This window comes from Rhizobium sp. CAU 1783, assembly GCF_054551725.1.
In genome coordinates, this window is the sequence record NZ_JBTOLM010000001.1 from 1,153,395 (window position 1) to 1,172,782 (window position 19,388).

The following is a 19,388-nucleotide window of genomic DNA, read 5'->3' on the forward strand; positions in this document are numbered from 1 at the left end:
CGCAACGCCTTTCAAAAAACTTCAACGGATGAGACCCGCGGGTACCGCGGATGATGACGGTCAGGCGGCGCCGCGAACGGCGATACCCTGATCCTGGAAATGCTTTTGCAGTTCTCCGGCCTGGAACATCTCGCGGACAATGTCGCAGCCGCCGACGAATTCGCCCTTGACGTAGAGCTGGGGAATGGTCGGCCAGTTCGAGAATTCCTTGATGCCCTGACGGATCTCGTCGTCGGCGAGCACGTTGATGCCCTTGAAGTCGACGCCTACGTAATCGAGGATCTGCACCACCTGGCCGGAGAAGCCGCACTGCGGAAACTGGGGGGTGCCCTTCATGAAGAGAACCACATCGTTGGTCTTCACTTCATTGGCGATGAAATCTTGGGCGCTCATGGGATATCCTTTCACATGCGGATTAAAGGGCCGCTGTTTCGTTCCTGCATTCTAGATAGCAAGCATGCGCCGTCTTTGCCATAGCGCAAAAAACGCGAGACGACCGGATTGTGCTTACCGGCTCCGCTGGCGGCTGCGCTTGGCCGCCGTGCGCCGGCGGCTGGTCTGCTTCTTGGCCGGCTTGCGGAGCCGGCTCGTCTTCTTGACGAAGCGTCCGGTTGTGGCCGAGCGCGTCTGGCGCTTGCTCCGGCGGGTCGCGCTGCGCCCGGTCGTCTTCTTGAGGATCTCTTTCAGAACCCCTTCGACGACGTTTTCGACGACTTCTTTGATGAGGTCGGCCATGCTCGCGTCCTTACGGTCTCAATCTGGGATCGAGGTCTGCAGGGCAAGGGCGTGCAGAACGCCGCCCATATTGCCCTTCAGTGCGTCGTAGACCATCTGGTGCTGCTGCACGCGAGACTTGCCGCGAAATGCCTCGGCCACGACTTCTGCGGCGTAGTGGTCACCGTCGCCGGCCAGGTCACGAATGACCACCTTCGCGCCGGGGATGCCCGCCTTGATCATGTCTTCGATATCGCCGGGTTTCATCGCCATGTCGGGTTCTCCTGCCTGTGTGAAGCACCGCCTCAGGCGATGCTTCCTTCCATGTAGCGAGGGAACCACGATTCATATGCCGAACGCAATTCCTCAATTGCGACCGGGCGAGCCTCGCCGAGCACGACGGCGTTACCGCCGGTGCGGCCGACGAAGGGGGCGAAAATGTCGGCTTCCTTGGCACGATCGAGCACCATGTCCAGGTCTTCTTCCCGGATCGTGACCACGTAGCGGCCCTGATCCTCGCCGAAGAAGGTGGCAATCGGATTCTCGTCGTTGAGTTGCGTCAGCTTGGCGCCGATGCCGGAGGTGATCGCCATTTCGGCAATGGCAAGGCCGAGGCCGCCGGAAGAGCAGTCGTGAACGGCCGTTGCCACGCCATCGGTGATCAGGGCGCGGACAAAGTCGCCGACCTTCTTCTCGTGGGCGAGATCAACATGCGGAGCGGGACCTTCGACGCGGCCGAGAATGTCGCGGAGATAGACCGACTGGCCGAGATGCGAACCCCAGTTGGCCGGAGCGCCGCAAAGCAGGATCGCCTCGCCCTGGACGGCGAAGCGGATACGCGCCATCTTCGACCAGTCCTTCAACAGGCCGACGCCTGCGATGGTCGGCGTCGGCAGGATAGCCTGGCCGTTGGTCTCGTTGTAGAGCGACACGTTGCCCGAAACGATCGGAAAGTCGAGGGCCTTGCAGGCCTCGCCGATGCCCTTGATGGCAAAGACGAACTGACCCATGATTTCCGGGCGTTCCGGGTTGCCGAAATTGAGGTTGTCGGTGGCGGCGAGCGGCAGGGCGCCGGTCGCCGTGATGTTGCGCCAGCATTCGGCGACGGCCTGCTTGCCGCCTTCGAACGGATCGGCTTCTACGTAGCGCGGCGTCACGTCGGAGGAGAAGGCGAGCGCCTTCTTCGGGTGGGTGTCGACGCGCACTACGCCGGCGTCACCGCCCGGCAGTTGCAGCGAGTTGCCCTGGATCAGCGTGTCATACTGCTCGTAGACCCAGCGACGCGAGGAGTTGTTGGCGGAGCCGAGCAGCTTGACCAGCGCATCGGCGACGTCGGCTTCCGGGACAGCGTCCGCAGCAAGCGGAGCAGGGGTCTTCGGCTCGACCCAAGGACGGTCGTATTCCGGCGCCTGGTCGCCCAGTTCCTTGATCGGCAGGTTGGCGACTTCCTCGCCCTGGTGAATGATGCGGAAGCGCAGGTCGTCGGTGGTGTAACCGACGATGGCGAAGTCGAGGCCCCACTTGACGAAGATCGCCTTGGCGACGTCTTCCTTCGAGGGCTCGAGCACCATGAGCATGCGCTCTTGGCTCTCCGACAGCATCATCTCATAGGCCGTCATGCGCTCTTCGCGGACCGGCACCTTGTCGAGGTCCAGCTCGATGCCGAGGTCGCCCTTGGCGCCCATTTCGACAGCCGAGCAGGTGAGGCCGGCGGCACCCATATCCTGGATGGCAATAACGGCACCGGTCTGCATCAGCTCGAGGCAGGCCTCAAGCAGGCACTTTTCGGTGAAGGGGTCGCCGACCTGGACGGTCGGACGCTTTTCCTCGATCGATTCGTCGAACTCGGCCGATGCCATCGTGGCGCCGCCGACGCCGTCACGGCCGGTCTTGGCGCCGAGGTAGACGACCGGGAGGCCGACGCCCTTGGCTTCCGAAAGGAAGATGGCGTTGGACTTGGCGAGACCGGCGGCAAAGGCATTGACCAAGATGTTGCCGTTATAGCGGGCATCGAATTCGACTTCGCCGCCGACGGTCGGAACACCGAAGGAGTTTCCGTAGCCGCCGACACCGGCGACGACGCCGGAGACGAGGTGACGGGTCTTCGGGTGATCCGGAGCGCCGAAGCGCAGCGCGTTCATTGCCGCAACCGGGCGGGCACCCATGGTGAAGACGTCGCGCAGGATGCCGCCGACGCCGGTCGCGGCACCCTGATAGGGTTCGATGTAGGACGGGTGATTGTGGCTTTCCATCTTGAAGACGACGCAGTCGCCGTCGTCGATGTCGACCACACCTGCGTTCTCGCCGGGGCCCTGGATGACGCGCGGCCCCTTGGTCGGCAGCGTCTTCAGCCACTTCTTCGAAGACTTGTAGGAGCAGTGCTCGTTCCACATCGCCGAGAAGATGCCGAGTTCGGTGAAGGTCGGCTCGCGACCGATCAGTTGCAGGATCCGATCGTATTCGTCCGGCTTCAGCCCATGCGAGGCAACGAGTTCGGGGGTGATCTGGATCGTGTTGGGGATCGTCATCGCTGGTCCTGGATAGCCTGCCGGAAATCGGGGTTTCGGCGCTTCTTTAGCGCATGTGAGGCCATGGCGCGACAGGAAAATTCGGCTTGTCACAGACGGGGCAAAATCGGCTTGCGGCAGCGCCACATGCACCATCAGGCGACACTGTCGTAGCCGGCGCCACCGTTTTCCAGAAGCCGGCGCAGGATCATCATGCCGTTCGCAACTTCTTCACGCCGCTCAGGTGCGGAGAAGCCGATACGGGCGCGATGATGCACCTTTTCCGACCGGCCGGCCTTGAACTCGTCCTCGTCGTCGATCAGCACGCCTTCGGCCAGTGCCGCGTTCTTGAAGGTGACCGACAGCCACGGATCGGGAAGCGCCAGCCAGAGAAAGGGAATGGCCGGGTTCGAGCGGAAATCGAAGCCTGCAAGATGGCGCTGCGCCAGCTCTTCGCGTGCCGCAATCTCCTCCGCGCAGGCTTCCCGGATGCGCGCGGCGTCGCTGGACAGAACGAGGCGCGCGCAGACTTCGGCCAGGATGAAGGGAATACCGCCAGTCATCATCTTGTGGGCAATGCGGACCCGCTGGGCGAAATGCGGCGGGCAGGCGACCCAGCCGCCGCGTATGCCGGCGGCGACCGACTTGGAGAGACCTCCGACCATGAAGACGCGATCCGGCGCCAGCGCCGCAAGCCTCGGCGCGGGCTCCGTCGACATGGCGCCGTAGAGATCGTCCTCGATCAGCCAGACATTGTGGCGCCGGGCAATATCGACCAGTGCATGGCGGCGATCCAGCGGCATGGTCGCAAGCGTCGGATTCTGCGCGGAAGACATGACGAAGGCGACCTTCGGATGCTGCTGGGCGCAGACCCGCTCGAAGTCCTCCGGCCGCATGCCCTGCTCGTCGCTGTCGACGAGCGTCGTGCGGCGACCGGCGAGGCCCGCGCCCCGGCTGACCTGGGAATAGGTCAGGTGCTCGAACACCACACGATCGCCGGGAGAGGTGACGGCACTGATGACGGCCATGATGCCGGCATGGGCGCCGAGGGTCGGAACGATATCCTGCGGATGGGGTGCCCAGTCACCCTTGGCGAGCCAGCGTGCGCCGGCCTCGAACCAATGATCGGGAAAGCTGCGGGTGTAGCTGGCGATCTCCACCGGGTGTTCGCGCAGGATCGCGCCCATGTGACTCTGCAGGCACTCGCCCTGGCCGACATCGGGCGCGGCCGTGCTGTCGAAGCGGATCTTGCCCGGTTGCGGCGAAACCGAACGCGTGCCGACGAGGGCGGCTGCGACCGGGTCATGCTCTCCGTTCGGAGTGGCGGTCCGACCGTCGCGAACAAAGGTACCACGGCCGACCTCGCCCGTCACAAGCCCGCGCTCATGTACCAGCGCATAGGCGCGGCTGACGGTGCCGATAGTGATCCCGAGGTCGAAGGCGAGGTTGCGCTGCGGCGGCAGCTTGGCGCCGGCCGCGAGCGTGCCAGTGGCAATCGATGCCTCGATCTGGTCGGCCAGGCGGACATAGATCGGGCCTTTGCCCATGGAAAGGTCAGGAAGCCAATTTGTCATCATGACAATTCACTACATTGTCCGGATTGATTGGTCAATGCTACGGACATTGCAACGAATTCGACTGGCGATAGGGGTGCAATATGATCGACTCAGTAGCGTATCTTGGTGCAATTGATACAATCTATCCGGATGGATTTCGGCGCGAGACGCTGTTCCGGAGCACCGGCGACATGCTGTCGCCCGAGGTGCGCCCCAAGGGTATATGGGCGCGCATGACCCATGGGTTTTCGAATTGGCGGATGAAGCGGGCGGGACGGCTCGCGCTCAGCGAACTGACCGACGAGCAGTTGCGCGACATCGGCCTTACCCGGGTCGCCGCTGAACAGGAGGCCCGGAAATCGTGGCTGCTGCTGCGCTGAGTGCCTAGAACTTGTAGGCGAGGGCAAGGCCAGCGTGGCTGATGCCGTCATTCGGGGCGCAGAGATTGGCGCTGGACGAATGGTCGATCGTCGCGACGACGTCGAGCTTGTCGGTGAGACGGAAGCCGGCTGCGGCATATTCGTGGAACAACAGCGAGCAGCCGAGCTTCGGGCCGCTGGTGCCGTCGTCTTCGAGGTCGCCATTGTGCACGGTGCCGCCGAAGCCGACGTCCAGGTAAAAGCGGTCCGTCACAGGGACGGTCCAGTTCAGGCCGGCATAGACCTGGCTTGCCGCGCCAGCGGTACTTACCGAGGCGCCGACATGCAGGCGCGGCCGCATCAGCGTGTCCTGCCAGGTCGAGGCGTTTGCCGATTCGAGGGGATCGAAAAAGAGCACCACCGTCGGAAAGAAACCGGGTTCGAAGGTGCTGCGGGCCTGAATGGATCCCGTCACGCCAGCTCTGACTTCCTTGATGGACCAGTCGGCAGCGAGCGCGCCTTGCGCAAATGTCATCGATGCCGAGACGCCCAGTACGCAAACCACGCTGCGCAGGACGGATGCAATGCGATCATCCATGGAAACTCACCCGGACTCGTTTCAGCCGAGTTGCGACGCTATCACATGATTTTGACGATGGCGACCGGGTCTTGCCCAGAAAAGGTCGCAAATTTCAAGCTGCGATCAGCAGTCCTTCGCGCCCTTTGCCCAGCGGCTGACATCGGCGGCGATGCGGCCCGCAACCGGTTCGCTCATCATCGGACCGAAGGCGTCGAGGCGGGCCGGGCGGCCTTCCGCCTGCACGACCAGCAGCGGCCGGATGTCGTGGCTTCCCTTGCGCACCAGAAGAATGCGCGGCTTGCCGGAGAAGGAGTTCAGCTCCGGCGCCATGGCATAGGCCTTGAAAGCCGGGTCTCCTGACTTCATCCAACAGTTGTTGGCGCCGACAGCAACGCGCTCCATCACGTCAAGGGCAGACTGGCCATGCGCCGGCTGCGGCTTGGGTTTGGGCTGGCAGGCTGCAAGTGCAGTCAGGGCGGCGGCGGCAAGAACAATGGAGGGGCGCATGCAGAATCGCTTTTCGTTCATCGGGCGCCCGTCCTCTATCATCCGAACCGTTAAGCAGCGATTACGTCGAGGGCCGAGGCGAAGATGCCACGTCCGTCATTGCCGCCGTGAGCAGCCTCGATCAGGTTTTCGGGGTGCGGCATCATGCCGAGAACGTTGCCCTTCTCGTTCATCACGCCGGCGATGTCATTGATCGAGCCGTTCGGATTGGTTCCTTCGGCATAGCGGAAGACGACCTGGCCATTGCCCTCGATCGCCTTCAGGGTTTCCGTGTCCGCAAAATAGTTGCCGTCGTGATGGGCGACAGGGCAGCGGATGATCTGGCCCTTGGCATAGGCGCGGGTGAAGTCGGTGTCGGCATTGGCGACTTCAAGCTTGATTTCCTTGCAGACGAACTTCAGCGAGGAATTGCGCATCAGCGCGCCGGGAAGCAGCCCCGCTTCCAGCAGGATCTGGAAGCCGTTGCAGACGCCGAGAACCTTCGTTCCGCGTTCGGCTGCCGCCTTGACGGCCTGCATGACCGGCATGCGCGCGGCGATCGCGCCACAACGGAGATAGTCACCATAGGAGAAGCCGCCGGGGATGACGATCAGATCGACATCCGGAAGCGTCGTCTCGGTCTGCCAGATCGTGACCGGGGCCGTGCCCGAGATCTTGGTGAGCGCGGCGATCATGTCGCGGTCGCGGTTGAGGCCAGGGAGTTGCAGAACGGCGGATTTCATGGGTGGGGCTCAAACCTTGCTTGTGCTTCCTGGAGCTCCCGCAGCTCCAGGCGATTTTCGATGCGGTCGAGGCGACTCTCAATGCTTCCGATCGTTGACCGGAGATTGTTCACGTCTCCTTGAAGGAGATGGATCTGGCCGCGAAGCGTCAAGTTGTCGGAACGTAGGTCACCAATGGCGAGGTCAACCTTGTCGAAGCGCTGATTGAGCTTCTTGAGAAGCTCATACATCAATTCGCTGGTGCCGTCCGCCATACCATCGCTCCCCTGGCTTCAGGCGATGGCGATAGTATAGTTCTCGATGACCGTGTTGGCGAGGAGCTTTTCGCACATGCCCTTGAGGTCGGCTTCGGCCTTGGCCTTGTCGGTGCCTTCGAGCTCGAGGTCGAAGACCTTGCCCTGGCGGACATGGCCGACGCCGTCGAAGCCGAGCGCGCCGAGCGCGCCTTCGATCGCCTTGCCCTGCGGGTCGAGGACGCCGTTCTTGAGGGTTACGGTCACGCGTGCCTTGATCACTCTCAATCTCCGTAGATCTGTTTTGTCGGTCGCTTACTTCACCAGCACCGGGCCGGTGCCGCGCAGCGGCTCGTTTTCGTTGATGATGCCCAGACGCTTGGCGACTTCCTGATAGGCCTCGAGCAGGCCGCCGAGATCCTGGCGGAACCGGTCCTTGTCGAGCTTCTCGCGGGTCTCGATGTCCCAGAGGCGGCAGCTGTCCGGCGAGATCTCGTCGGCCAGGATGATGCGCATCATGTCGCCTTCATAGAGACGACCGCACTCGATCTTGAAGTCGACCAGCTGGATGCCGATGCCGAGGAAGAGGCCGGACAGGAAGTCGTTGACGCGGATCGCCAGCGCCATGATGTCGTCGAGTTCGGCGGGGTTTGCCCAGCCGAAGGCCGTGATGTGCTCTTCAGAGACCATCGGGTCGGCGAGCGCGTCGGACTTGTAATAGAATTCGATGATCGAGCGCGGCAGGACGATGCCTTCCTCGATGCCGAGGCGGGTCGCGAGCGAGCCGGCGGCAACGTTGCGCACGACGATCTCAAGCGGAATCATCTCCACTTCCTTGATCAACTGCTCGCGCATGTTGATCCGGCGGATGAAATGGGTGGGGATGCCGATCTTGTTCAGGTGCGTGAAGATGTATTCGGAAATGCGGTTGTTGAGAACGCCCTTTCCGTCGATGACTTCATGCTTCTTCTTGTTGAATGCGGTCGCATCGTCCTTGAAGAATTGGATCAGCGTGCCTGGTTCCGGACCCTCGTAAAGGATCTTGGCCTTGCCTTCGTATACACGGCGGCGACGGTTCATGGCGGGTTTTCTCTGCTTGTTGGCGTCACACGAGGGGACGCAAGTGGACTATTGAAGCGGTCCCTTAGCGGAAAAGCTCGGTTTTCACAATGCAACAGTTGTCCCCCGGATCGAAATCGTCCAAACCGTAGGCGCGCTTGGAGAATCGACCAAGTTTGCATTGCACTTTGTACCGCCTTTTGATTAATGGGTGAACGAAACCCGCACGGTGGCGGCATATTTTGGGAGACGCAGATGAGCGGCATGAGTGATCGCGAAAAGGCTTTTGAAAACAAGTTCGCGCACGACCAGGAACTCCGTTTCAAGGCGGAAGCGCGACGCAACAAGCTGCTCGGCCTGTGGGCCGGTAGCCTCCTCGGCAAGGCTGATGTTGATGCCTATGCCAAGGAAGTGGTTGCTTCCGACTTCGAAGAGGCCGGCGACGCAGACGTGCTGCGCAAGTTGAGCGGCGACCTCGCTGCCGGCGGCATTTCGGTCACCGAAGAAGAGATCCGCGCCAAGATGATCGAGTTCCTCGCCCAGGCCGTGGAACAGATCCAGGGCGAGTGATCCTCCCTATGGTTTGATGCGATCGGGCGCCGTCCGGCGCCCGTCCTGACCTTTCGTCACGCCGAGAGAGCGCAGCTACGCCAGCTTTCATCGCGCAGGAAGGTGGCCGTGTCCTCGAAGGGCATTGGCACGGCAAGGCCGAAGCCTTGCAAGACATCGCAGCCGAGACCCCGCAATATGCGGACGTGATCCGGCGTTTCCACCCCTTCCGCCACAACCCGAATACCGAGCGAGCGGCCGATGTCGATGATCGAGCCGACGAGATTGCGGCGCGAACGCGATCCAGGGACGGTCTGTACCAGTTCGCGGTCGATCTTGAGGGTCTTCGGGCTCAGTCTCAGCAGGCTGACGATCGAGGCGTGGCCGGTTCCGAAATCATCGATTTCGAGATCGATGCCCATCTTCTTGAGGTGACGCAGGTTGTCGATCGCCTGATCATCGTTGTCGTCGAGGAAGATCGATTCAAGCAGTTCGAATGAGACCGTTCCGGGATCGAAGTCGAGGGCGCTCAGCTTCTTCTTCAGGGCGGGATCGTGAAGGCGCCGCGAGGAGACGTTGACGGAGATCTTGGGGATGCTCAACCCGAGTTTCTCCCAGCGGGCCATGTCGGCAAGCGCCCGTTCGAGGATAAGACCGTCGATCTCTCCCACCACGCCGATATCTTCGGCGACGGCGAGGAACTTGTCCGGAGTGAGGATGCCGTGTTCCGGATGGCGCCAGCGGGCAAGTGTCTCGGCTCCGCTCACATCCAGCGTCTTGGCGTCGAACTGGAACTGGTAGAAGGGCAGGAACTCGTTCTGTTCGAGGCCGCGCAGAATGTCGTCGGCGATCCTCTTGCTGTCCACCATCCGGCTGTGGCTGTCGCGGGAGAAGAAAGCGTAACGACTGCGGCCACTGTTTTTTGCGTTGTATAGCGCGATGTCGGCATTGAGCAGCAACTGGCGCGGTTCGACCGTGCCCGTCCGGTCGCAGGCGATGCCGATGCTGGCTCCGAACCGGCAATCCTGTCCGTTGTAGGCCACCGGCTTGCGGAGTTCGCTGATGAGGCGCTCGGCGAGGGCGGTCAGCGTGTGTTGGTTGCCGTCGAAGCGGGCGACAAAGACGAATTCGTCTCCACCGATGCGGGCGACGAAATCACCGTCGCGAACGTTGTCGCGCAGGATGCGCGCCGCGTGCTTCAACATCGCGTCGCCGGCATTGTGACCGAGCGTATCGTTGATCTGCTTGAACCGGTCGAGGTCGATGTGAAGGATGGCCAGGCCACCCTTGTCCGCGCGTCCCTCACCATCCAGGCTCTCCAGCATCTCGTCGAGATAGCGCCGGTTGGGAAGGTCGGTGAGGTGGTCGTGCAGGGCAATGTGTTCGATGCGCGCCTTGGCCTGTTCGAGATCCCGGTTCCGGGCCTCGGCCAGCGTTTTGGCGCGCTCGAGTTCCTTGCGGAGTTCGAGGTCTGCCGTGATATCCCAGTTGGCGCCGACCATCTTGCGATGACCATCGCCATCGATGAATGGCAGGGTGCGTGAGCGAATGTAGTGGGTTGAGCCATCCTTCAGGACGACGCGGTACTCGTCGGAGAACGGGATCAACTGTTCGACGTGGCGGCTCACCTTCGTCTGCACGCGCTCGGCGTCATCGGGATGCAGCATGTCTTCCCATTCGCCGTTGATGCGGATGAGCGGATCGGTGTCGAGCCCGTAAATGGCGCGCATCCCGGAATCCCACTCGCACATTCCGGTACTGAAGTCGGCTTCGAAGACGCCGATGCCGGAGGCGTCCAGGGCGAGTTTCAGGCGGCGCGACATCCGGGCCAGTGTTTCCTCCGCTGCCTTGCGCTCGGTAATGTCGGTGTCCGTGCCGACGATGCGGACCGGCTGGCCCTCGTCGTCCCATTCGACGCAGGCGCCGCGGCATTCGATCCAAATCCAATGTCCCTTCTTGTGGCGCTCCCGATATTCGAATGTCGTGTATTCCGGGTCACCGGCGTTCTGTCTCTCAATCGAATGCAGGACGCGGCTCCGATCGTCGGGATGAACCATGTCGAGCCATTCCTCCGTCGTGCCGGCGATCGGGTCATCGGGGCCGAGGCCACGGATCGAGCGCCACACGTCGGAGTAGGACATTTCGCCCGTATCCATTCGCTGGTCCCACACGCCGGATGACGAGCCCACGAGCGCGTGGTTCCAACGACGCTCCCGTTCGACGAGGGAAGCCTCGCTGTCGCGGATTGGCTGGATGTCCGTGCACTGGATCAGAAGGTAGGGGAGCGCCTGGGTGGTCGTCGGACGAAAGGGTTTGATGGAGGCGATGACGTGTCTGCGCCGGGTGTCGTCGAGCCCGATTGCGAATTCGAGAGAGCGCGGCAAGGCCGCGTCAGCAAGAGACGCGACATGGATCGCCTGAAAGGTCGGGCGCTCCAACCCGTCGAGAAGGCCGGCGAACGTCATTTCGCCCAGACCGGCGACTGCTCCCACGAGTTCCAGGAAGGGATCGTTGCAGCCGAGGATGCGACCGTCAGCGCCGACGACCGCACTGGCGAGGGGAAGGATCGCCAGTAGGTCGTTGAAATCGTCGCGAACAGGGTCTTTTGGGCTGGCTTGTTCGGTTGTACTCGGGTGCAACGGCTGTTCTTTCGAAAACGAATTTCGAGATCGCGCCAGAGTAGTGAGGCAGAATTAAATTGTGCTTAATTACGCCGCAGAGGTTCATGCTGCGACGTTGTGTACTACCTCGCTCAGAGGCGTGCGAGGAACTGGGCGAAGACCATGGTACCTTCGGGCCACGGGCCATGGCCCGAATCCGCATTGATGTGACCGGATTCGCCCGCGTCGATCAGGAGTGAACCCCATGCGTTGGCAATGTCGTCGGCGTGCTCGTAGGTGCCGAACGGGTCGTTTCGGCTGGCGATCGTGATCGACGGGAAGGGCAGCGGGTTGCGCGGATAGGGGCCGAAGGTCATCAGATGCTTCGGGCGGATCTCCGGGTTGGCGACATCAGGCGGTGCCACAAGGAAAGCGCCGGCGACTTTTTTGCTGATCTCGGGCACGGCGTGAATGGCCGTCGGAACGCCGAGAGAATGGGCGACCAGCACGACAGGACGCGTCGAGGCGTTGACTTCCTCGACGATCCGCTTGACCCAGTCCTCGCGCACCGGCTTCGACCACTCCGCCTGCTCTACGCGACGCGCGGTCGAGAGTCTGGCCTCCCAGCGGCTCTGCCAGTGGTCGGGTCCGGAATTGGTGTAGCCCGGTATGATCAGGATATCGGCGTCAGATGCTTTCATGCTGCCTTAATTGCGGTCGCGGGCGTCTGCCGTCAAGAGCCGCGTTGTGCTTTGCAGCAACGAAACTCCGTGGCGCTTCATGTAAGGGGCAGCTGACGAGGGTTGCACCAGGCACCGGTCATGATGAAACAGGGGGCTCGCGTCAGACGTCTTCTTGCCGCATAATCTGCCGGTTCGAACACCCTTGTCAGCAACGTCTAGCATCGGATTGGAACGGACGGGCGACGACAATGAACACCGGGAAGCCGCGTGTGGGCGGCGGGCCGAAAGCGGTTGAGCGCCCCCCGTTGGCGCCGACCGCAGGCGACCGGCAGGCGTGGCGCATGCCGGTCGCAAGTTTTGAGGCTAGGATCAGCCGAAGACGCGCTTGAAGATCGTGTCGACGTGCTTGGTATGGTAGCCAAGGTCGAATTTTTCGCGGATCTCTTCCTCGGAGAGGACCGCGCGCACTTCCTCGTCCGCCAGCAGTTCCTCGAGGAAGTCGGCGCCCTTTTCCCAGACCTTCATGGCATTGCGCTGCACGAGGCGATAGCTGTCCTCGCGGGAAACGCCGGCCTGCGTCAGCGCCAGAAGAACGCGCTGGCTCATGACGAGGCCCTTGAACTTGTTCATGTTCTTCAACATGTTTTCGGGATAGATCACCAGCTTCTCGATGACGCCGGCAAGGCGGTTCAGCGCGAAATCGAGGGTGATCGTGGTGTCCGGGCCGATGGCGCGCTCGACGCTCGAATGGCTGATGTCGCGCTCGTGCCAGAGTGCCACGTTTTCCATGGCCGGAACGACCGACATGCGCACGAGCCGGGCGAGGCCCGTCAGGTTCTCGGTGAGGACCGGGTTGCGCTTGTGCGGCATGGCGGACGAGCCCTTCTGGCCCGGCGAGAAGAATTCTTCCGCCTCCAGAACCTCGGTGCGCTGCATGTGGCGGATCTCGATCGCCACGTTTTCGATCGAGGAGGCGATGACGCCGAGGGTTGCGAAGAACATCGCATGGCGGTCGCGCGGGATGACCTGGGTCGAAACCGGTTCGGGAACGAGGCCGAGCTTTTCGCAGACATGTTCCTCGACGCGCGGGTCGATATTGGCAAAAGTGCCGACGGCACCGGAGATCGCACCGGTGGCGATTTCGGCGCGGGCCGCGACGAGGCGGGCGCGGTTGCGGGTCATTTCGGCATAGAAGCGGGCAAAGGTCAGGCCCATCGTCGTCGGCTCGGCGTGGATGCCGTGGCTGCGGCCGATGCGCACCGTATCCTTGTGCTCGAAGGCGCGCGTCTTGAGAGCCGCGAGGACCCGGTCCATGTCGGCGATCAGAATGTCGGCGGCGCGGACCAGTTGGATGTTGAGCGTGGTGTCAAGCACGTCGGAAGACGTCATGCCCTGATGGACGAAACGGCTGTCCGGTCCGATGAATTCGGCAAGGTGGGTGAGGAAGGCGATGACGTCATGCTTGGTGACGGCTTCGATCTCGTCGATGCGCGCGACGTCAAATTCAGCCGCGCCGCCTTTTTCCCAGATGGTCCGGGCGGATTCCTTCGGGATGACACCAAGATCGGCAAGAGCGTCGCAGGCATGGGCCTCGATCTCGAACCAGATGCGGAACTTGGTTTCGGGAGACCAGATGGCGACCATTTCGGGCCGGGAATAACGCGGGATCATCGGCTTTCTTTCCTTGCGGCTGGAGTTGGCGTCGCTTTAGCAAAGACGGCGGCTAATCTCAACGGCTGCGCCGCGCATGGAGGATGCTGACGGCAAGAAGTGCGATCAGGCCGAAGGGCAGGTAGTGTCGGATGCCAAGCACCGCGAACTGATAGACGGCCGCTGCGGATGTGAAGACGAACTGGAACAGCCAGATCATCGTTCCGAACGGCTCGTGCCACTGGGAATAGAAAAGGCGATAATGAAGGGCGAAGAGCAGGGCGGTAAAGCCGGCCGTGCCGATGCCGAGAAGCAGGAAGGCTGCCGCGAACCGGGTTTCCGCGGCCTGCCCGTGGCTGAAGAAGCGGACCAGCGGAAGGGCTGAGAGCCACCCGAGCACCGCGCCGGCGAAGTATAGGGCCAGGACCAGGGCGCGGTGGCTCTCGGGCAGTCGGTTCTCACCGTAGTGGGGCAGCAGGATCGATACCGCGATCGCAGTGCCCCAAAGGAGCGCGCCGAACATCCAGTCGCGCGCCGGCGGGCGCGATGCCGCCAGCCGGCCACGTAAGCCCGGGCGAATTGAGTGTGTCGGCCTGTTCTCGTCGGTCAAGGATGCACCGGTACGGCGATCCAGCGCCCGTTGTTACCCTCATAGCCGATGCTCAAAACGTTGACGAGGGCCATGTGCACGGTTGGGCCCGCCTCTGCCGCATAGGTGATGACACCGCCCAGCCGATAACCCACGACGCATTGGCGGCTCTCCGGAATCTCCGGGCCGTCGGTGTAAACAAGATCGTCTGCCGGTTTGCCAGCCTTAACTTTGAAGCGCAGACGAAAGGCCTTCAGCGTGTCGACCATGTCCACGCAGTATCGGGTCGGCGGCGCGAAGAATTCCTCGATCGTCAGGGTATAGGGTTCGCCGAAGGAGGGATCTGCCGGATGCTCGAAGTATTTGAGCTCATCCTTCGTCGGCCCGAGTTCGCTGATCGGATTGAAGGCGACGACCTGGCCGGGGTGATCGAGCAGATTGTTCTCTTCAATCAGGGGGGCGGCTTTCTCGAGCGCCAGCTTGCGGACCTTCGCAAGGCTGTCCGTATCCCGCTCCACGCCGACGCGAATCGGGGTACCTGGCAGGAACTTGTCCTTGACCGTGTCGATCGCGAAGATGTTCGAATAGGCGAGCCCGGAGCTGTCGCTGATGCCGAATTCCTCGAAGGCGTAGACGCTTCCGTCCTTCGAAAAGCCGAGCGAGCGGAATTCGGAAAACTCGGCCGCCATGGCCGGCAGGGCGACGAGCATCGTCGCCAGTCCCACCGACCATGTCCGGCAATCAATCAACGGCGTCCCTCTTCTGCGGCTTTGCGCAGAGTTTCGACGGTCTTGCGGTAGTCGTCAACGCCTTCTCCCTTGTAGACGGCGGAGCCGGCAACCAGGACGTTGGCGCCTGCCGCGGTGACGAGCGGGGCCGTGTCGGCCGTCACGCCGCCATCCACTTCCAGATCGATCGGACGGTTGCCGATCAGCATGTTGGCCTGGGCGAGCTTGGCGGTGGCGGCGGGGATGAATTTCTGACCGCCGAAGCCGGGGTTGACGCTCATGATGAGGATCAGGTCGAGGTCGTCGAGGACGTGTTCGAGAACCGAAACCGGGGTCGCGGGATTGAGCGAGACACCGGCCTTCTTGCCGAGTGAGCGGATCTTCTGCAGCGAGCGGTGCAGATGGGGACCGGCCTCGGCATGGACGGTGATGACGTCGCAACCGGCATGGGCGAAGGCCTCGAGATAGGGATCGGCCGGCGAGATCATCAGATGGCAGTCGAACACGGCCTTGGTGTAGGGACGCAGGGCCTTGATGACGGCAGGTCCGTAGGAAATGTTCGGGACGAAATGGCCGTCCATGACATCGAGATGGATCCAGTCGGCGCCGGCTTCGACGACGTCTGCCACTTCCTGGCCGAGTTTGGCGAAATTGGCGGCGAGGATGGAAGGGGCGATGAAAAGGGGACGGTTCATGGCGGAGGCTCCGGATTTCCAGCGGTTTGTGGCGCGTTCTGGCCTGCCCATAGCACCGCAACTCGATCCCGGGCAACACTGCGAAGGTCTGCAACGGATCGTTGTCGTCTTGACCGCCGGTTTATCCTTGGCCACTTCTTGACGCGGATGACATGGGAGGACGGCAATGGGACGGCATGCAATCATCACCGGCGGCAGCAGCGGCATCGGCCGGCATCTCGTCACGGCCTTCGTCGCGGCGGGTTATGACGTGGCCTTCACGCATTTCCGCGAGGAGGCCGGTGCAGCCGAGACGATCGCCGAGGCCGCGGCCGCGGGCGGGCGGGCACGGGCGTTCGATTCCGACGTGGGGGAGGAAGCAGCCGTGGGGCGGCTGATGGACGAGGCTGCCGAATGGTTCGGCGATGCGCCCGACGTGCTGGTGAACAATGCCGGCATCCAGACCTGGTCGCCTCTGCTCGAGTTGACGCAAGCGCGCTGGGATGCCGTCCTGCGGACCAATCTGACCGGCTGTTTCCTCAATACCCGGGAAGCCGCCAAGCGCATGGTTTCCGCCGGCAAGAGGGGGGCGATCGTCAATATCGGCTCCGGCTGCAACAAGCTGGCGTTTCCGGGACTGGTCGACTACACGGCCTCGAAGGGTGGCATCGAGCAGTTCACCAAGGTGGCGGCGGTGGAACTTGGGCCGCACGGGATCCGCGTCAACTGCGTCGCACCGGGCGCGATCGAAACCGAACGCACGAAGGCCGAGGCGCCGGACTACGCCGAAACCTGGGGCCGGGTCACGCCGCTTCGGCGGGTGGGTACGCCGGCAGACATTGCCGGGCCGGTGCTTTTCCTTGCAGGCGAGGATGCCGGTTTTGTCACGGGCCAGACCATCTGGGTCGACGGCGGCGTCTTCACACAGGCCTTCTGGCCATACCAATCCTGACCGGTATCACTGACCTGCAGGCGGTACCGGTACGAAACGTCCGTCGCGCCATTCGGCGAGGCGATACGGATTGTCCGAGAGTTCGTGGCCTTCGTTGAAGGAAACCGGTCCGATGACGGTCGAGAAACGCGCATCGGCCAGAGCCTCGGCCAGCGGGATCTTGAGCGCTCCGGATGCGCCGAGAGCCTCGGCAAAGACGGTGACCGCCGCATAGCCGGGCAGCACATAGCCTTCGGCTTGTATTCCGCCTGCCTTCAGCTCTGCCACGGCTGCCGCCGCGTCGGGTTCGGCCGTCCCGTCCGGCAGGATGACGGCGAGCGTGCCGTCCGCAAGCGGCACCGGCATGTCGGCGGCGTTCATGGCCTCGCCACCGATTACCGTCAACGGGATCCCTTCGGCGGCGGCGTCCCGGGCGATGACCGCCACGTCGTTGCGGTCTCCACCGACGAAGACGTGGGTGGCGCCGGCCTTCTGCAGGCGGCGCACGAGGGAAAGCTGCTGCTCCTGGCCGGGGCGGAAGGTGTCGGTGAAAGCGGGTTTCAGGCCATGGGTCTCGATATTGCCACGGATCGCCTCGGCGAGTTCACGGCCGTGGATGGTGCCGTCGTCGATCAGGGCGAGAGCGGCGCCCGGCCAGTCGCGAAGGATGACCTCTGCCAGCCGCTCGGCCTCGTCTTCCGTGGATGGCGCCATACGGAAGAGTGGCCAGCCGTTCTTCAGGGCATCCTCCATGATCCCCTTCCAGCGCACGGAGAGGGTGATGGCGGGGATGCCTGGCTCCTTGAGCGGTGCGAGCGCGCCGTCAAGCGATTCGGAGCAGAGGAAACCGATCGCGGCCTTTGCCCCCTTTTCGAGGATCTGATTGGCAATCGCCTGGCCGCTGCCAGGCTCGCAGGTCTCGTCGATCGAGACGACTTCCACGCCCGATTTGCCGGCTGCAAGCGTCGCCCCGTCGCGCATCTGCTTGCCAAGGGCGGCGAACGGCCCCGATTGCGGGGCGACCAGCGCGACCTTCGGCATGTCGGCCAAGGCAGGAAGCGCGAGGCCCAGGCCAAGCAGTGCGGAGAGCAGCAGGGGACGACGCATCGCGGCGGTTTCTTCCATTCCTCAAATCGGTTAGGCCATCCTATCCGCAGGCGGATCGATCCGGCAACGTCATTCGATGTCGTCGGGCGTGGCGAAATTTGAGCCGCGTTGTGGAAAACGTAAACCTTGAAGGCCATATTGGTGCGCAATGCGCCAACTGGGCGGGTCTCGCCCCGGAGAAGAGAGTGTTGAATTCGCAGCAGATGGACCCCGTCGTCTACCGGGAAGCGATGAGCCGCTATGCCGGCCACGTACAGGTCGTCACGACCGACTACGAAGGCGTCAGACGGGGGGTGACCATTACCGCAGCCTGCTCCGTCTCCGACCGTCCGCCGAGCCTGCTTGTCTGCCTCAACAACAACAACGAGAACAATTCGGTCTTTTTCGAAAGCGGGTTCTTCGCCCTCAACACGCTCGGGGCGCATCATCAGGCGCTCGCCAACGCCTTCGCCGGCTTCGGCGGTCTTCCTGTCGAGGATCGCTTCGCGCTCGGCAAATGGCAGACGCTCTCGACTGGGGCGCCGGTGCTCTCCGACGCGATCGTGTCGTTCGACTGCCGGGTCACCGACCGGAAGGTGACAGCAACGCACACTGTACTTTTCGGCGAGGTCAAGGCCGTGCATTTCGGCCGGCAGGAGGCTTCGCTCATCTATCTGGACCGCGGCTACCGCACCCTGTAAGCTCCTCTCCAATAAAGGGGAGGAACAATGGCGGAAACGTCAAGAACCGGCTTGCCGGCATCGATCGATGCCGTCATCGAGCTTCTCGCTCGGCACGACTATCTGGCCGGGCGGCCACTGGCGACGGTGCTTTTCCTGGCGCTTCGCATGCAGCGCCCACTCTTCCTCGAGGGGGAGGCGGGCGTCGGCAAGACCGAGGTCGCCAAGGTGCTGGCAGCGGCGCTCGACCGGCCGCTGATACGCCTGCAGTGCTACGAAGGGCTCGATGTCGCGTCCGCCGTCTACGAGTGGAACTATCCGGCGCAGATGCTGGAAATTCGCCTCGCCGAAGCGACAGGCATCTCCGACCGGGACAGGTTGGAGCACGATCTGTTTTCCGAGAAGCACCTGATCCGACGGCCCGTCCTTCAGGCCCTGCAATCGACGCCGGGCCGTGCACCGGTGTTCCTCATCGACGAACTCGACCGCACCGACGAGGCCTTCGAAGCCTTCCTGCTCGAGGTCCTGTCCGACTTTCAGGTGACCATTCCCGAATTCGGAACCGTGAAGGCCGCCGAGCCGCCGATCGTCATCGTCACCAGCAACCGCACCCGCGAGGTGCATGACGCGCTGAAGCGACGCTGTCTCTATCACTGGGTCGACTATCCGAAGGCAGCAGAAGAGCTTGCCATCATCCGGAAGAAGGTGCCGGGCTGCAATGAACAGCTGTCGCGCCAGATCGTTTCCTATGTGCAGAAGATCAGAACGATCGATCTCTTCAAGAACCCCGGTATCGCAGAGACGATCGACTGGGCGACCGCGCTCACCGAGCTCGACCGGCTGGCGCTGGATCCCGAGACCATCGCCGACACGCTCGGCACGCTCCTCAAGTACCAGGAGGACATTGCGCGGATCCAGGGCGGCGAGGGCCACAAGGTGCTGGCCGAGGTCAAGGCTGAACTGCTGGCGGCGGGCTAGGTC

The 19,388-nt window shown here is 62.9% G+C and carries 23 protein-coding genes; 5 read left to right on the forward strand and 18 right to left on the reverse strand.

Annotation, left to right across the window (positions count from 1 at the left end; genetic code table 11):
- Nucleotides 1-60: 60 nt before the first annotated feature.
- The 5 genes from grxD to ACX93L_RS05285 form a co-directional block, all read right to left on the reverse strand.
- Nucleotides 61-393 (reverse strand): Grx4 family monothiol glutaredoxin, encoded by a 333-nt coding sequence (grxD, locus tag ACX93L_RS05265; protein WP_169587682.1) that lies wholly within the window; start codon nt 391-393, stop codon nt 61-63.
- Between the two features lie 114 nt (nt 394-507).
- Entirely contained in the window at nt 508-735 is a 228-nt protein-coding gene (locus ACX93L_RS05270; RefSeq protein WP_459403849.1) for a hypothetical protein, read from the reverse strand.
- 18 nt (nt 736-753) lie between these two features.
- Nucleotides 754-987 carry a BolA/IbaG family iron-sulfur metabolism protein gene (locus ACX93L_RS05275; protein WP_169587686.1) on the reverse strand — a complete coding sequence of 78 codons (234 nt, stop codon included), beginning with the start codon at nt 985-987 and terminating at the stop codon, nt 754-756.
- A 32-nt stretch (nt 988-1,019) separates the two neighbouring features.
- Nucleotides 1,020-3,242 carry a phosphoribosylformylglycinamidine synthase subunit PurL gene (gene purL / locus ACX93L_RS05280; protein WP_459403850.1) on the reverse strand — a complete coding sequence of 741 codons (2,223 nt, stop codon included), beginning with the start codon at nt 3,240-3,242 and terminating at the stop codon, nt 1,020-1,022.
- A 134-nt stretch (nt 3,243-3,376) separates the two neighbouring features.
- The gene (locus ACX93L_RS05285; protein ID WP_459404147.1) at nt 3,377-4,795 is read right to left on the reverse strand and encodes an aminotransferase-like domain-containing protein; all 1,419 of its coding nucleotides are present in this window, start codon (nt 4,793-4,795) and stop codon (nt 3,377-3,379) included.
- Between the two features lie 83 nt (nt 4,796-4,878).
- On the opposite strand from ACX93L_RS05285, the gene ACX93L_RS05290 reads away from it, so the two are divergent.
- A complete protein-coding gene (locus ACX93L_RS05290; RefSeq protein ID WP_459403851.1) occupies nt 4,879-5,157 on the forward strand; it encodes a DUF1127 domain-containing protein in 279 nt (92 codons plus the stop codon).
- Nucleotides 5,158-5,161: 4 nt separating this feature from the next.
- Here the strand turns inward: ACX93L_RS05290 and ACX93L_RS05295 are convergent, their stop codons facing one another.
- From ACX93L_RS05295 to purC, 6 genes are all read right to left on the reverse strand, one after another.
- Nucleotides 5,162-5,734, reverse strand: a complete 573-nt coding sequence (locus ACX93L_RS05295; RefSeq protein ID WP_459403852.1) for an acyloxyacyl hydrolase — start codon at nt 5,732-5,734, stop codon at nt 5,162-5,164.
- 105 nt (nt 5,735-5,839) lie between these two features.
- Entirely contained in the window at nt 5,840-6,223 is a 384-nt protein-coding gene (locus ACX93L_RS05300) for a hypothetical protein (RefSeq protein WP_459404148.1), read from the reverse strand.
- Between the two features lie 50 nt (nt 6,224-6,273).
- Nucleotides 6,274-6,945: a phosphoribosylformylglycinamidine synthase subunit PurQ gene (gene purQ / locus ACX93L_RS05305; protein ID WP_459403853.1), complete on the reverse strand. Its 672-nt coding sequence runs from the start codon at nt 6,943-6,945 to the stop codon at nt 6,274-6,276.
- Nucleotides 6,942-7,199 carry a hypothetical protein gene (locus ACX93L_RS05310; RefSeq protein WP_459403854.1) on the reverse strand — a complete coding sequence of 86 codons (258 nt, stop codon included), beginning with the start codon at nt 7,197-7,199 and terminating at the stop codon, nt 6,942-6,944. The genes purQ and ACX93L_RS05310 overlap by 4 nt, the downstream gene beginning before the upstream one ends.
- A gap of 18 nt (nt 7,200-7,217) precedes the next feature.
- Nucleotides 7,218-7,460, reverse strand: a complete 243-nt coding sequence (purS, locus tag ACX93L_RS05315; RefSeq protein WP_169587698.1) for a phosphoribosylformylglycinamidine synthase subunit PurS — start codon at nt 7,458-7,460, stop codon at nt 7,218-7,220.
- A gap of 33 nt (nt 7,461-7,493) precedes the next feature.
- Nucleotides 7,494-8,258 (reverse strand): phosphoribosylaminoimidazolesuccinocarboxamide synthase, encoded by a 765-nt coding sequence (gene purC / locus ACX93L_RS05320; protein ID WP_169587700.1) that lies wholly within the window; start codon nt 8,256-8,258, stop codon nt 7,494-7,496.
- A 234-nt stretch (nt 8,259-8,492) separates the two neighbouring features.
- Here purC and ACX93L_RS05325 point away from each other — a divergent pair, with 234 nt between their 5' ends.
- On the forward strand, nt 8,493-8,807 hold the full coding sequence (locus ACX93L_RS05325) for a DUF1476 domain-containing protein (protein WP_459403855.1): 315 nt from the start codon (nt 8,493-8,495) through the stop codon (nt 8,805-8,807).
- A 56-nt stretch (nt 8,808-8,863) separates the two neighbouring features.
- Here the strand turns inward: ACX93L_RS05325 and ACX93L_RS05330 are convergent, their stop codons facing one another.
- The 6 genes from ACX93L_RS05330 to rpe form a co-directional block, all read right to left on the reverse strand.
- Complete coding sequence (locus ACX93L_RS05330) at nt 8,864-11,425, reverse strand: sensor domain-containing protein (protein WP_459403856.1); 2,562 nt, start codon at nt 11,423-11,425, stop codon at nt 8,864-8,866.
- 113 nt (nt 11,426-11,538) lie between these two features.
- Nucleotides 11,539-12,087, reverse strand: a complete 549-nt coding sequence (locus ACX93L_RS05335; protein ID WP_459403857.1) for an RBBP9/YdeN family alpha/beta hydrolase — start codon at nt 12,085-12,087, stop codon at nt 11,539-11,541.
- Nucleotides 12,088-12,438: 351 nt separating this feature from the next.
- Entirely contained in the window at nt 12,439-13,740 is a 1,302-nt protein-coding gene (purB, locus tag ACX93L_RS05340) for an adenylosuccinate lyase (protein ID WP_459403858.1), read from the reverse strand.
- Between the two features lie 58 nt (nt 13,741-13,798).
- Nucleotides 13,799-14,242 (reverse strand): hypothetical protein, encoded by a 444-nt coding sequence (locus ACX93L_RS05345; protein ID WP_459403859.1) that lies wholly within the window; start codon nt 14,240-14,242, stop codon nt 13,799-13,801.
- A gap of 83 nt (nt 14,243-14,325) precedes the next feature.
- Nucleotides 14,326-15,033 (reverse strand): DUF2259 domain-containing protein, encoded by a 708-nt coding sequence (locus tag ACX93L_RS05350; protein WP_459403860.1) that lies wholly within the window; start codon nt 15,031-15,033, stop codon nt 14,326-14,328.
- A 20-nt stretch (nt 15,034-15,053) separates the two neighbouring features.
- Entirely contained in the window at nt 15,054-15,731 is a 678-nt protein-coding gene (gene rpe / locus ACX93L_RS05355; RefSeq protein ID WP_459403861.1) for a ribulose-phosphate 3-epimerase, read from the reverse strand.
- A gap of 166 nt (nt 15,732-15,897) precedes the next feature.
- On the opposite strand from rpe, the gene ACX93L_RS05360 reads away from it, so the two are divergent.
- Nucleotides 15,898-16,662, forward strand: a complete 765-nt coding sequence (locus tag ACX93L_RS05360; protein WP_459403862.1) for an SDR family NAD(P)-dependent oxidoreductase — start codon at nt 15,898-15,900, stop codon at nt 16,660-16,662.
- A gap of 6 nt (nt 16,663-16,668) precedes the next feature.
- Here ACX93L_RS05360 and ACX93L_RS05365 read toward each other — a convergent pair whose 3' ends face one another.
- Entirely contained in the window at nt 16,669-17,766 is a 1,098-nt protein-coding gene (locus ACX93L_RS05365) for a branched-chain amino acid ABC transporter substrate-binding protein (RefSeq protein ID WP_459403863.1), read from the reverse strand.
- 212 nt (nt 17,767-17,978) lie between these two features.
- Here ACX93L_RS05365 and ACX93L_RS05370 point away from each other — a divergent pair, with 212 nt between their 5' ends.
- Both ACX93L_RS05370 and ACX93L_RS05375 read left to right on the forward strand, forming a co-directional pair.
- A complete protein-coding gene (locus tag ACX93L_RS05370) occupies nt 17,979-18,428 on the forward strand; it encodes a flavin reductase (protein WP_459404149.1) in 450 nt (149 codons plus the stop codon).
- A 27-nt stretch (nt 18,429-18,455) separates the two neighbouring features.
- Nucleotides 18,456-19,385, forward strand: a complete 930-nt coding sequence (locus ACX93L_RS05375; protein ID WP_459403864.1) for an AAA family ATPase — start codon at nt 18,456-18,458, stop codon at nt 19,383-19,385.
- The last annotated feature ends 3 nt before the right edge of the window (nt 19,386-19,388 follow it).